The sequence below is a fragment of the Streptomyces sp. YGL11-2 genome (assembly GCF_050054615.1).
Taxonomy (GTDB): Bacteria; Actinomycetota; Actinomycetes; order Streptomycetales; family Streptomycetaceae; genus Streptomyces.
The window spans coordinates 25,303-38,465 of sequence record NZ_JBNHIN010000064.1 but is presented as its reverse complement, the minus strand read 5'-3'; the positions used below and the strand labels follow the sequence as shown (position 1 = coordinate 38,465).

Annotated in this window: 10 protein-coding genes; 7 read left to right on the top strand and 3 right to left on the bottom strand. The window is 68.5% G+C overall.

Going from position 1 to position 13,163, the window contains the following annotated elements; translation table 11 throughout:
• Nucleotides 1-920 precede the first annotated feature (920 nt).
• The 6 genes from ACO1BR_RS38495 to ACO1BR_RS38470 all read left to right on the top strand — a co-directional run bounded on the left by ACO1BR_RS38495 (nt 921) and on the right by ACO1BR_RS38470 (nt 8,671).
• Complete coding sequence (locus ACO1BR_RS38495) at nt 921-1,862, top strand: ABC transporter ATP-binding protein (RefSeq protein WP_426799766.1); 942 nt, start codon at nt 921-923, stop codon at nt 1,860-1,862.
• Nucleotides 1,859-3,244 carry an ABC transporter permease gene (locus ACO1BR_RS38490; RefSeq protein ID WP_426799765.1) on the top strand — a complete coding sequence of 462 codons (1,386 nt, stop codon included), beginning with the start codon at nt 1,859-1,861 and terminating at the stop codon, nt 3,242-3,244. Before ACO1BR_RS38495 ends, ACO1BR_RS38490 begins: the two co-directional genes overlap by 4 nt.
• A gap of 4 nt (nt 3,245-3,248) precedes the next feature.
• Nucleotides 3,249-6,002 carry an alkaline phosphatase family protein gene (locus tag ACO1BR_RS38485; RefSeq protein WP_426799764.1) on the top strand — a complete coding sequence of 918 codons (2,754 nt, stop codon included), beginning with the start codon at nt 3,249-3,251 and terminating at the stop codon, nt 6,000-6,002.
• A gap of 351 nt (nt 6,003-6,353) precedes the next feature.
• Complete coding sequence (locus tag ACO1BR_RS38480) at nt 6,354-6,563, top strand: helix-turn-helix domain-containing protein (RefSeq protein WP_426799763.1); 210 nt, start codon at nt 6,354-6,356, stop codon at nt 6,561-6,563.
• Nucleotides 6,563-7,126 (top strand): Clp protease N-terminal domain-containing protein, encoded by a 564-nt coding sequence (locus ACO1BR_RS38475; protein ID WP_426799762.1) that lies wholly within the window; start codon nt 6,563-6,565, stop codon nt 7,124-7,126. Before ACO1BR_RS38480 ends, ACO1BR_RS38475 begins: the two co-directional genes overlap by 1 nt.
• 948 nt (nt 7,127-8,074) lie before the next feature.
• The gene (locus ACO1BR_RS38470) at nt 8,075-8,671 is read left to right on the top strand and encodes an SDR family oxidoreductase (RefSeq protein WP_426799761.1); all 597 of its coding nucleotides are present in this window, start codon (nt 8,075-8,077) and stop codon (nt 8,669-8,671) included.
• A gap of 255 nt (nt 8,672-8,926) precedes the next feature.
• On the opposite strand, the gene ACO1BR_RS38465 is transcribed toward ACO1BR_RS38470, so the two are convergent.
• Both ACO1BR_RS38465 and ACO1BR_RS38460 read right to left on the bottom strand, forming a co-directional pair.
• Nucleotides 8,927-9,100, bottom strand: coding sequence for a hypothetical protein (locus tag ACO1BR_RS38465; protein ID WP_426799760.1), 174 nt, complete (start codon nt 9,098-9,100; stop codon nt 8,927-8,929).
• A gap of 362 nt (nt 9,101-9,462) precedes the next feature.
• The gene (locus tag ACO1BR_RS38460; protein ID WP_426799759.1) at nt 9,463-9,864 is read right to left on the bottom strand and encodes a hypothetical protein; all 402 of its coding nucleotides are present in this window, start codon (nt 9,862-9,864) and stop codon (nt 9,463-9,465) included.
• A 1,036-nt stretch (nt 9,865-10,900) separates the two neighbouring features.
• Between ACO1BR_RS38460 and ACO1BR_RS38455 the strand changes: the two genes are divergently transcribed.
• A complete protein-coding gene (locus tag ACO1BR_RS38455; protein ID WP_426799758.1) occupies nt 10,901-11,566 on the top strand; it encodes a nitroreductase in 666 nt (221 codons plus the stop codon).
• A 1,247-nt stretch (nt 11,567-12,813) separates the two neighbouring features.
• On the opposite strand, the gene ACO1BR_RS38450 is transcribed toward ACO1BR_RS38455, so the two are convergent.
• A partial coding sequence (locus tag ACO1BR_RS38450; protein WP_426799757.1) for a hypothetical protein occupies nt 12,814-13,163 on the bottom strand: 350 nt, incomplete at its 5' end.

The window sequence follows — 13,163 nt, the reverse complement described above, 5'->3', positions numbered from 1 at the left end:
ACCGCTCACAAACCATCGCAGCACTCGCCAAACTACTGGACCAACTCGACGCCCAGGGCTACACCTACACCTTCCCAGCACGCTGAACCCACCCGCATCACCCCTGCCCCAGCACCGAAGAGAACCCGCACCGCGCCTATGGCTGTCCGGTCTGAACACCACCGAGGCGACCGCATCGGCGTGACCGCATCGTGTGGCCGGAGAGGATGACCGGGGAGAGAGTCCGGCGGGAGGCCAGGGAGAGAGGCCGGCGGCCACAGATACCGGGGATCAAGCACATTCCACCACCGCACCACAGCGTCGACGTCGCCGGTAACGGAGATGGGCGGTGACCGCCCGAGTCGCCCGTCGTCTACCGGCGAGAGGCTTCGTCGCGATCCCACACAGGACGGTCATCGTGCCGCTCCCCCGGCTGCTTCATAGTGACCGCAATCGCGCAGTACATCGCTACGCACGGCCTTTCCCCCGAGCCGATGCCGCCCGCCAACTCGCCCGTGAAGGAACCGAGTCGAGGAAGCCTCCGCATGAAACCACGGGTGGGCCGGGGGCATAGGCGGCAGGTCACGTCTCCTCGAAGTACCGCCGGTGAGCCCACTCATGCACAGCGCCGCGAACCTGCCCAACAGCAGAGCACAGACGCCATCGACAGCCGCCAGACCGCTGTCACGGCCGACGAAATTGCCAAAAAATGCTCTTCGGGCAGGCATCCACGCATCCGCACGCAGTGCCGCACCTTCTCCCACACACCCGCGCCGTCACCCGCGCCCGACGCTGCCGCCCCCGGCGCTTCTCGGCGCCCGCCCGGGCATCGTCGCGGTGCACGCCGGTCGTCAACCGTTTCATGGGCATTCAACTGACTGCTCCTGATGACCGAAGTGCACTTCATCTACGGTCCGTGAGGCTTTCGAAGGAAGGGACTCATGGACGCACTCCTCGCAGTCCGTGCTCGCGGGATCACCAAGTGGTTCGGCGATGTCGTCGCGCTCGACGGCGTCGACCTGGATGTGGCACAGGGGCAGATTCACGGCCTGGTCGGACCGAACGGTGCCGGCAAGACGACCTTGCTCGGCCTCCTGCTGGGTCTGGCCGTCGCCGACAGCGGCAGCCTCGACATGTGGGGTACACCGGTCGGGCGGGCGCTCGACGCTCCCGACGGTGTCGCGGGCTTCGTGGACGGCCCCGGTCTCTACCCCTCGCTCACCGCCCGGCAGAACCTCGCCGCGCTGGCCGCTCTCCGTGGTGACGACGCGCGGACGACGGCGATCGACGACGCACTTGCACAGGTCGGTCTCACCGATGTCGCCGACGAACGGGCTCGCGGCTTCTCCCTCGGCATGCGACAGCGGCTGGGGCTGGCCGCGGCGCTGCTCACCAAGCCCCGGCTGCTGGTGCTTGACGAGCCGTCCAACGGTCTGGACCCGGCCGGCAAAAAGCACGTTCACGGTGTCCTGACCCGGCTCGCGACGGACGGCACCAGCATCGTGCTCTCCAATCACCGCATGGACGACCTCGAAGCCCTGTGCTCCGACGTCACCATCCTCGCCACCGGGCGGGTCGTCTTCTCCGGGCCGCTGAGCAAGCTGGCCGCCGAGGAGCAGGAACTCGACTACCGGGTACGCACCTGCGATGCCCAAGCCGCCCGCCAACTGGCTGCCGAAACGGCCGGGATCCGCCTCGTAGACGACGCCGGGGCACGGCACGACGCGCAGGTGCTCGTCGTGCGCGCGCTGGCGCCTGCCCTCGACGAACTGGTGGTGCGGCTGGTGCAGGCGGGCGTCGCGGTACGCGAGCTCTCCCCCGTGGTATCGCCGCTCGAGGCGGCGTTCCTCGCCCTCACCGAACCTGAGGAGGCCGGGCGATGACCGCGCCCCTCACCCACGCCCAGCCCCACAGTGCTGGTACCCGCCGCGTCTCGGTGGCGCGTGGCTACCGCTTCGAGTTGGTCAAGCTGGTCTCGCAATGGCGGATCCGTTTGCTGGTCCTTGCCTGCTGGATCGCGCCGGCGCTCTTCGTGGCCGCGGTGAGCCAGCAGAGCACGCTCCCCGTCGACACCCTTTTCGGCCGCTGGATGCACGCCACGGGATGGGCCGGGCCGCTGGTGATGCTCGGTTTCGCGGGCACCTGGGCGCTTCCGTTGCTGACCTCGGTGGTCGCCGGCGACGTGTTCGCCGCCGAGGACCGGCTCGGCACCTGGCGCCACCTGCTCGTGGCGGTCCGGTCGCCCAGGCGGATCTTCGCCGCGAAGGCGTTCGCCAGCCTCACCGTCCTGATGCTGCTCGTGGCCGGGCTGGCCTGTTCCAGCGCTGCCGGTGGGGTCGTGGCAGTCGGCAACCAGCCGCTGGTCGGCCTCGACGGCCATCTGCTGACGCCGGCGGACGCCGCCGTCAAGGTCCTGCTCGCCTGGGTCTGCGTCCTTGCTCCGACCCTCGCCCTCGCCGGGATCGGACTGCTCGGGTCCGTCGCGCTGGGACGCTCTCCGATGGGACTGCTGCTGCCCGTGCTCGTCGCCCTCGCGATGCAGCTCGCCCAGATGATGCCACTGCCCGTCGCCGTACGCCTCGCCCTGCCCAGCTACGCCTTCATCGCCTGGAACGGTCTGTTCACCGGCCCGGCCCAGGTCGCCCCGATCCTGATCGGCATCGGTGTCTGCCTGGCGTGGGCCGTGCTGGCGACAGCGCTGGCCTATCTGCTGTTCCTGCGGCGCGACTTCACGAACCTGAGCTACGACGGCTCGGGGCGCCGCGCGGTCACGGTCGGAGTGCTGCCGCTGGTCGGGCTGGTCGCCACGACGGTGGCGGTCCTCACCACGTCGATCACGGCCACGGACACGACCACGGCGACGGCGACCGGCTCCGGGATCGGGCAGGCGAAGGTGCAAAGCTCGGTCGCCACGGCATTCGCCCACCTGTACCGCATGCAGACCGAGCAACTCCACCGGCCCGCCGTCACCGAGGCCCAGCTGCGAGCCACGGCGACGTGCGACAAGGGCAGCCTCCAGGTCGCCGCACAGGGGCCGGGCAACGACTGGCGCTGCGTCGTCTCCTGGTATCTCCCCGGCGTCCAGGCCGCGGGGCAGGCCATCTATCAGCTCGACGTGACACCGGATGGGCGGTTCATGGCCGATGGCGATGGGCCGAAGGAAGTCAACGGCTACTTCCTGGTGCGGACCCCGGAGGGGGACGCGCCGAACCCGCTCTGGCAGTTCGACGGCAATGTCGAACTTCTCTCCACCTCGAAGGGATGACTCCATGCAGGTCATACGCCGCCGGCGGCATGACGAGCACGACCGTTCCGGCTTTCTCGACAGACGCTTCAGCCGCCGCGGTGCCCTGGCAACGGCCACCGCGGTCGTTCTCGCCGCCACCACCGGCATCGGCTATGCCCAGACGCACCAGTTCGGCACCGAACAGGTCGGCCAGAAGACGGCTGATGGCCAGGTCGTCTCCAGCGACCAGTACATCGCCCCTTACGGCGACCGTCTCGTCATCAACAACGGCAAGATCATGTCGTCCTCGGTCAGCCCCGACGGCAGCCACGTCGCGGCCTCGCTGACCGACGGCGACGCGGCGCTGGCCATCGTCGACCGCAAGAACTGGAAGGTGCAGCAGCTCGTCAGCGCCTCCGCGTCGTCGAACCCGCGCATCAGCAGCAACTCCGTGGGCCAGGAAGGCCCCACGTACTCGCCCGACGGCAAGCAGCTGTGGCTGGGTCAGACCGACGGCTACACCAAGTTCACCGTGCGCCCGGACGGCAGCGTCACCGACCCGACGTTCGTCAAGATCCCGGCGGACGGATCCAGGCACGCGCTGGTGGGTGAGCCGGTGTTCTCGTCCGACGGCTCCACCGTGTACGCCGCGGTCAACGGCCAGAACAAGGTAGTTGCCCTCGATGCGGCGACCGGGGCCGTCAAGCACAGCTGGAACGTGGGCAACGCCCCACGCGACATGGTCAAGGTCGGCGACAAGCTCTACGTCAGCAACGAGGGCGGCCGTCCGGCCAAGCCCGGCGACACCACGATCAACTCCTACGACACCCAGGTGCCCGCCGACCCGAAGACCGGTGCCACCACCACCGGCACGGTCAGCGTCATCAACCTGGCGAAGCCCAATGCCGCCGTCAAGAGCATCGACGTCGGTCTGCACCCGACCGCCCTGTACGCCAAGGGCGGGGCACTGTTCGTCACCAACACCGCCACCAACGACGTGTCGGTCATCAGCACCGCCGGCGACAAGGTCGTGCAGACCATCGCCACCCGTCCGTGGCCGGAGGCGTCGGTGGGTTACGAGCCCAACGCGGTGACGCTCACCGACGACGGTCATCTGCTGGTGACGCTCGGCCGCGCCAACGCGGTCGCCGTCTACAAGTACAAGAGCCCCAAGGAGCCGGTCAGCTACGTCGGCCTGCTCCCCACGGACTACTTCCCCTCGAAGATCGCCGCCGTCGGCAACCAGGTGCTGGTCTCCAACACCCGTGGTGTCGACGCCCGCCGCCCCAACGCCAGCGGCGCGCACGGCACCCACGACACCACCTCCAGCCTGCAGCGGTTCGCTCTGCCCGACGACAGCGTCATCAGGTCCGAGACCGCCAAGGTCTTCAAGCAGAACGGCTGGATGGGCGACTCGGTCGACAAGACCGACGGCAGGAGCCACGCCAAGCCGATAGCGGTCCCGAAGCGGCTCGGCGACCCCTCGACGATCAAGCACGTCTTCCTGATCGTCAAGGAGAACCGGACCTACGACCAGGTCTTCGGCGACATGCCGCGGGGCAACGGCGATGCGAAGCTGACGCAGTTCGGCGAGAACGTGACGCCGAACCAGCATGCGATGGCCAAGCAGTTCGGGCTGTACGACAACACCTACGACATCGGCACGAACTCTGCCGAGGGCCACAACTGGCTGATGCAGAGCGACAATCCGGAGTACACCGAGTCCTCGGCCGGAGAGTACCAGCGCAGCTACGACACCGAGAACGACGCTCTCGGCCACCAGAAGTCCGGTCTTCTGTGGACCGGCGCGCAGGCGGCAGGCAAGTCCGTCAAGGACTTCGGCGAGTTCCAGTCGGTGGAGAGCAAGCCGTCCGCAGCGTCCTGGCAGAACCTGTACTGCGACGCCAAGACCATGGACACGACCGGACGGCCCACGGCCTACCCCATCAAGACCGGGTCGGCGATTCCCTCGCTCAACGACGTGTCGGTGCCCGGCTTCCCGATGTTCGACCTCGACGTCCCGGACATCTACAAGTACCAGGTCTGGAAGCGGGACTTCGAGAAGAACGGGCCGGCGAACCTGAACATGCTCTGGTTCTCCAACGACCACACCGGTGGTCCCGCGAGCCCGTCCGCCCAGGTCGCGGACAACGACCTCGCGGTCGGCAAGATGGTCGACAAGATCTCGCACAGCAAGTACTGGAAGGACTCGGCCATCTTCGTCGTCGAGGACGACTCCCAGGCCGGCCTCGACCACATCGACGGCCACCGGGCCCCGATCCAGATCATCAGCCCCTGGGCACAGCACGGCAAGACCGACAGCCACTACTACACCCAGATCACGATGATCCGGACCATCGAGCAGATCCTCGGGATCCACCCGATGAACCAGAAGGACAGCGCGGCCACCCCCATGAGCAGCGCCTTCGCCACCAAACCGGACACCACCCCGTTCAAGGCGCAGCCCAACCGCGTCCCCCTCACCGACGGCCTGAAGACCCAGCCGCCCTGCGGCTCGGACAACCCGGCACCGCAGAGCCCCAAGGCAGCGGCCGTCTCGCCCGCGAAGGTACCCGCGGACAAGCAGGACCTGGCGGCAATCTGGGACAAGTGGAAGTCCAAGCAGCGGCTGACCGGCCCGCACGCCGTCCCCGACTACGCCAACCCCGCCCAGATGAACCACCTCACCTGGTACGAGACGCACAACTGGAACAAGCCCTACCCCGGCGAGAACGACATCCTCGCACCGCAGGATGTCCCAGGGGCATACATCCCCTCCTCGGAGAACGACGGCTGACGCCTGCTCGACGCTGAGGAGCGACTGGCCGCACCACGGCCCGGACCACAACCGGTCCGGGCCGTCGGGCCGCCCTCTTCCAGCGGCCACACGCGGAATACGGCGCAGCCCGAAAGCGCCCCCGAGCAGGATGTCATCGGGGGGCTCCGCCGGTCTTCCGCGCCGCCTCCATCGCGGCCCGCAGCGCGACCCTGGCCAGGTCACCCCCGGGCATCTCGCCGCCGCCGGGTCCTTTGGCATCTACGGGTGCCCGACTCCGGGACGCCCAACAGGTGCGGTGGGATTGGCGCGATACCGGTTGGCGTCAACCAGTGTTGACACGATCTTCGTTGTCAATGTAAGTTGACGCACATGACCGAAGCAACGGATCTCGCCGCACGGGCGAGCGACCCGGACCCCCGGGCCGGGCTCCGCGCCGTGGCCGCGCTGCGCCGGCTGCTGGAGCAGCTCGAAGCCGTACAGGTGCGGAGCGCCCGCGTGAAGGGCTGGTCCTGGCAGGAGATCGCCACCGAGCTGGGGGTCAGCAGGCAGGCGGTCCACAAGAAGCATGGGAGGCGCTGATGTTCGAGAGGTTGACGGCTGGTTCCCGGGAGGTGGTGCGGGGCGCCGTCGAGCACGCGGAGCGCACCGGCAGCGACACCGTCGGCGAGCCGGAGCTGCTGCTCGCGCTGCTGGACCGCACCGGCTCCCCGGCCGCGGCCGCGCTCGACACGCTCGGCGCGCGGCGGGATTCGCTGGCCGGGGAGCTGGCGGCGGACCGGCGCCGGGGCGGAATCTCGGCGGCGGACGCGGCGGCGCTGGCAGATCTCGGAATCGACGTGGACGAGATCGTCGCGCGAGTGGAGCAGGCGCACGGCGCCGGCGCGCTGGCCGACGGAGCCCGGCGCGCCGGGCGCGGGAAGCGTGTGCGCCGGAGGTTCACGCCGGAGGGGAAGGCGGTACTGGAGCGCTCGCTGCGGATCGCGGGCGGGCGCGGCGACCGGCACATCGGCGAGGAACATCTGCTCCTGGCGCTGACCACCCGACCCGGTCCGGCAGGGGCGGTACTCGCCGGACACGGGGTGACGTATGACGCGGTGGTGCGGGTGCTGGAAAGTGCCCGCCCGGCGGGACGGGACGGCTGAGGGGAGGAGAGCCTGATGCGGGGCCGCCCAGGCGCAAGGTGCGCTCCACGAACGGCCGCAGGGTAGATACCCGAGCGCCGATGGGCACCGACGTACCTGCACCTGAGCACCGGCCCGCGGGAAGCGGCGTGCCGGCCGCGGTCCTCGCCATGGCCCACCAGATGCTCCACGCCCCCACCGTGTTGATGGCCACCGGCTCGATCGCACTGTTCGTGGTGGTCTTCGCCACCGGCACGCTGCTGATGCTGCACGGCGGGGCCGTCGGGAAGTCCCCGCAAACCCCCGCCTCTGGCGGCCAACCGGTCTCAAACGGCAGGCGCACGCGCCACCGCCGCCGGCTCCGGCCCCGCCCCGATCGCACCGCTCCCACTCACGCCACAACGGCCAGCCCTTGGAGTGCTGAGCGAAGCAGCCGCACCGCTTCGGCTCCCTTTCCCGACCGGGGCCCCTTCCTCGGCCGCCACCTGGCCGAGATTGACGGATACGGCCGGGAAAGGGGCTCGACAAGCTGAGGCTGCCGACCCCAACAGGTGTCGACGGCCGCCCCGGTGACTCATGCGGATTACCACCGGGGCTCTTGACCCCACGCTGCCTCTCCCTGAGGGGAAGGTGTTTGGGCTCCGCAGGGAAGCGACGGCCGGTGCGTCGGCGGCCTCGGAATCTCCGGCGGCGGCACCTACGAGCAGGACCATCAGGCCCCTGAGGAGGCCCTGGCCGCCCTCGGATGCCACCACCTGAGTGCACGGCTCCGCGGGCACGTGCACGATGCGGATCCGGAACGTCCCGGGTGGTGTCCGGGTGGCAGCCCATGGCATCACGGACTACCACAGGGGGTCGTCTCGGCGCGGCGAAGGCACTGTCGGTCGTCACGAGGTGTCTTCGCCGAAGCCTTGGGAAACTCGGCTCGCTCTACTGTGTCTTCCCGTCGAGGGAGGCCGGTGTGCCGCAGTGCTCGTTTCCGCCCGTCAGGTCGTCTCGGACCAGGGCCAGGAGGCGCGTGAGCTGCGAGCGCCGGGCAACGCCGGACGCAACACACAGGTCCCCGACGGTGTCCTCGCCGCGACCGACGACGACTGGCAGGTGAACCTCGACGCCAACCTGCTGTCCGTCGTCCGCCTCGACCGCACGCTCGTGCCGCACCTGACCGACCAGGGCCACGGCGCCGTCGTGCACGTGTCATCGAACGCCGCCCGCTTCCCTCAGCCCAACGGCGCCCCGTACGCGGCGGCCAAAGCCGCCCTCAACGCCTACAGCAAGAGCCTCGCGCTCGCCTGCGGCCCGCACGGCGTGCGCGTCACCGCGGTCATGCCCGGAGTCATCGAGACCGACGCCGTGAAAGCCGGCCTGCGGCAGGCGGCCGAACGCACCGGCCGCGACCTGGACATCATCCACAAGGAGTTCCACCAGCGCCTCGCCGCCCCGCTCGGCCGCCCCGGACAGCCCGAGGAAGCCGCAGAACTGATCGCCTTCCTCCCCTCCCCGCGCGCCTCCTACCTCACCGGCATCGCCGTCTCGGTCGACGGAGGCATCCTGCCGACCCTCTGACGCACGACAGCATCAGTGCTGGCCCCGAGGGCGCTGCACGTTGATCAGCACTGCGCATCTCGCGTCGCCTTGATCATCCCCAGGACAGCGTGCCCTGACATCTGGGCCGGCTGGTCGGCTGGTCGGCTTCGATCCGGAGACGACCACCGCGCCCCGCTGACCGCCCGCATCGCCTGCGTCGCTCACCGGATCGCGGCCGACCTGCCCGGCGCCCACCACACCTGCTTCCTCCCGAACATTTCCCAGGCAGGGAGCTCAGCCGTCGAGAAGGAAGGAGCCGCTCAAGATGTTTTGAAGACCTTCGGTGATCGGGGCAGTTCCGACCCGAGCAGCTCCGGATTCGGGCCCGTCGGCGTTGGCGGTGCCAGCTCCAAGGATGATCAGTACGGAGGCCGTTACTGCTGCAGCGAGAGCGGTCAGGCGCTTCATGAGGGACTCCACTCGTCAAGGCGACTTATCAGCAAGATCACTCGCCATCCTTCCCCCCGCCGCCCGAACCGCCTCCAGCCGGCAGCCATGTCACTCCAACGCCACGCCGGTGCTACTTGAACAGCTCCGGCTCAGGTGTGTCGTGGCCTCGTTCGCGGAGTTCCTCACCGAGGTCCTCGGCCCACGTGTCACCGCCTCCTGCGGGTCGCCGGGGAACCACCCTTCAGCCCGTGAGGCGTACAGCCCGCCCCGGAGCAGGCGAAAGCCGCACCCTGGAGGGGGTGCGGCTCGGCTGGGCGAGCCAGACGTTGCCGACTGCTCAGCGCGCTTCGCAACGGGACCGCTTCGCGGCGCGGGCTGGGTCAGCCGCAGTCGGGCGTCATCGAGCCGACGGGCGCGCCGCTCAGTTCCTTGTCGCCGAAGCCATCGATCTCCTGTTCAGAACCGGCGAAGTGCGCCTTGTCGTTGAGGCGCACGATGCAGCCGAAGGTGTCGGGGATCGGGTTACGCGCCGACAGTGGCTTGATCACCGGGTCGAGCGAGTCGACCTCGGGAAAGGTGAAGCCGGTCTTGGTGACCTTGACGTTGAGCCGGTAGAGGACCTGCCCGGTCTGGTGCGGCCCGCCGAAGAGGCAGAACTCGCCCTGGTGGCAGGCGTTTGACGCCTCGGAGGCGTCGGCGGCCGAGGCGACGGGCGTGACGGATACCGAGAGGCCGATGACCGCCAGAGCGGCCAGACCGAGGCGTATGGCGCCATGTGGCACGAGAACTCCTTGAATGGGAAACGAAGGGGCAAAACCTGCCACACGCCAACCTACCGAAGACCAATTCACGATCAATGGGCCTTAACGGAATCAAGATCAATTCCAGCCGGGAACCAGCAGCAACGATGGGCCAAGCGCTCCCAACAAGACCCTTGCCTCTCGAACTGCCGGCCATCGTCACGCTCAATCTGCGGCCGGCAGCCGACGACCCAGTTCCCCGCGAAGTGCCGTGGCAGGCAAGCGACTCCGGCTGCTCGGCGGCAACCTGCTCGGTGGCGACGATGAGGGTGGTGTCCGTCATCACCACGAAGAGAATGCCGACGTCCGGACTGGTGCCGATGTGCACCATCACCTCGCGAGCGGCCCATTCCGCGGTGGCCGCGCGCTCGTTGCGGGCGCGGAATTCGAGGAGTTCACGCTTGCAGCCGCCAAGGCACGTCAGCAAGCGCGCTACCCGCCCAGGGGCAGTCCTTTGATGCCCGCCACGTGGCGAACTCGGCCGGTCAGGGTCTCCCAGAGCGGGTGGATGCCTGGTGACGGCCTTTCACCATGGCCGCGCGGTGGGCCTGCTGTCCGCATACCGCATAGCAACGCCACCAGGCGAGGTCCGGACGCGGGGTGGCCCCCGGCTCCGCTGTTGGCCGATTCCAGCACCTTGGGACCGAAGCCGACATGGGATCCGCGCAACGCCATCCCTCTCAGAATCCAGCAACACGTGACGTGGTCTTCGGCCTGGCCGGCGAGCTTGAGAGCTTTGAAGGAGCAGCGCCGGCCGAAACCCCGCTCGCGTTCAAACATCACCCTCCACCCCGCCAGATTCACCAACTACCAACTGGAGCACACACAACGAGGACCAGGTGAAGTCCTTCCACCTCGGCGAGGCGGCGACGGGGCACCAGCTCGAAGCCCGGCACAGGCCAAGGAACAGCGCTGCCGCCTGCCGCAGAACTCCATGCGATGCGGATCACGTTGTTGCCCCTGTGTGTGCTCAAGACGATAGAGAGGTGGTTGTCGTTGACTGAGAGGTGGAGAAGACGTGGATGTGTATGAGGCGGTGGACAGTCGCCGGGCTGTGCGGGCGTTCAGCGATGAGCCGGTGTCCAAAGAGACTCTCGAACGAGTGCTGGCTGCAGCGACACGGGCTCCGTCGAGCGGGAACCTCCAGCCGTGGCATGTCTATGTCGTGACCGGCGAGCCCTTGGCCGAACTGAAGAGGCGCGCGACGGCCAGGGCACTGGCAGGAGACCCGGGTGACGAGCGGGAGTATCCGATGTACCCGGCCGAACTGGCCTCGCCGTATCTGGACCGCCGTTCCGCCGCGGCCACCCAGCGGTACAAGGCGCTGGGAATCGAGCGCGACGCCCCCGACAGGCCCATGAAGATCGCCGCCTTGAACTCGGAGGCGTTCGGAGCGCCCGTCGTACTGTTCTGCTACCTCGACCGGACGATGGGGCCTGGGCAGTGGGGGGACGTGGGAATGTACCTCCAGACGGTCATGCTGTTGCTGAGGGCGGAAGGGTTGCACAGCTGTCCCCAGGTGATGTGGACGATGTATCGCAGGACTGTCAGCCAGATCGTCGGAGCCGATGACGGGCTCGTACTGTTCTGCGGTGTCGCGGTGGGATTCGAGAAGGAAGGCGTACCGCGGCTTCGCACCGGGCGGGCGGACATGATGGAAACAGTGAGCTTCATCGGAGTATGACCGCTCCGGCGTCAGGAGTACTGGGCTGCGAACAGCGGAACTCAGCGACGTGCAAACGAGATCGGTTCCTCAGCGGTTCTCACCGACAGCCGGTGACTCACAGCTCGTCTCACCGGACATGTGAGTGCGCAGTTCAGGACGTCGCCGGACCGGCCGAGGGGCGCTGGCTGGTCGCCGTCTCTGCCGTCTCTCTGAGGCCGTAGCAGCTCACTCGGCAAGGAACGCCGGTGCGTTGACCGGTAGCGTCGCCCTTGCTTGGACTTCGATGTGAGTGCGCGGGTTCCGGTGCGGCAGGGCGAAGTTGGATCGATCTCGTCGAAGGTGGGTTGTTCTCGGGCATTGACCGGGTTCGCGCCCCGAGACCTGGCAGGCTGCCCAGGGGCGCCGTCGGCTTCGTCGGCGGGCCAGGGAGCGGTCTCGGGGAGCCTGGTGTTGGAAAGGGTCCGTCACGTCCTGGACGAGGAGATCGGCTTGGGGGATCCCTGGGAGGGCGTGGACGCGGAGGCTGTGGCACGAGCTGCCCTGCAGCAGGCAGAGCGCCCGGTGCCGGGCGTCACGGACATGGCCTCGTATCTCGCGGCTCAGGCTTCCGATGACTCCCACCGGGAGGTCGTCGGTCCGCTGCTCGATGGCCAGGGTGCGAGCGGCCGCCCTGCTCCGCCGTGCACTGCCGGACATCCTGCAGGACCGCGTCATGGCCCCGATCGGCGCATCGTCGTCGTGGTCGTGGCACGGCTACAGCGACTCCTTCCTGGACATCGACGGCACCCGCGTGCCGGGGGTCTCCGGCGGTGCCCACTGGGGCGGAGGACTGTGGATCAACGCACTCGACCTGGCCCGCATCGGCCATTTGTGCCTGCGCGGTGGCCGATGGGGCCACACCCAGGTCTCTCCGCCCGCTGGATCGAGGAGATGTGGACACCGTGCCGGGTCAAGCCCAACTACGGCCTGTCCTGGTGGCTCAACGACAGCCGCACGGTATGGCCGGCCGCTCCGGCGACCGGGCGCTGCGCCCGCGGAACGGCGGCGGTCACCTGCTGTGGGTTGACCTGCCCGCGACCTGGTCATCAGCTCCCGCTGGGGAGCCGAAGTCGAAACCCTCCTCACGGCGGTATCGCAAGCGGTCACACCGAGCCCACCCATCGGCTGACACCGCATGCCGTGTCCACTCCCCTCACCACCTGGCCAGGCCCCTCGCCGAAGACTGGCAGCCACGAACGCATCTCACCGGCCAGACGTGCAGCCGGTCAGGTTTCGGTGAGAAGGGCCAGCATTCGAGGAGGCCAATCGTCGGGGAGGAACAGTCGTCGGGGAGATGGAGCGGCGTCCTCGGCCACGTCACTGTCGTCATTCTCAACGACGTTCACCAGCCAACGGATCATCAAACGCACCGGAAACCACCGGCAATCGCTGTCGCTGCAGATGAACGTGGCATCGAGGTGTGGAAGACCGTAGCCGGCCCCGCTTGACGACAGGGCCGGGACGTCATCGAGCCGGCCGGTATCCCTTGTTTCGGGCCCCGGGGACGTCATGCCGGATTCCGTGGAGCCGTGGTGTGTTCCGGTTCGGGTCGCGCCGCCGTCGGTCCTACCGACGG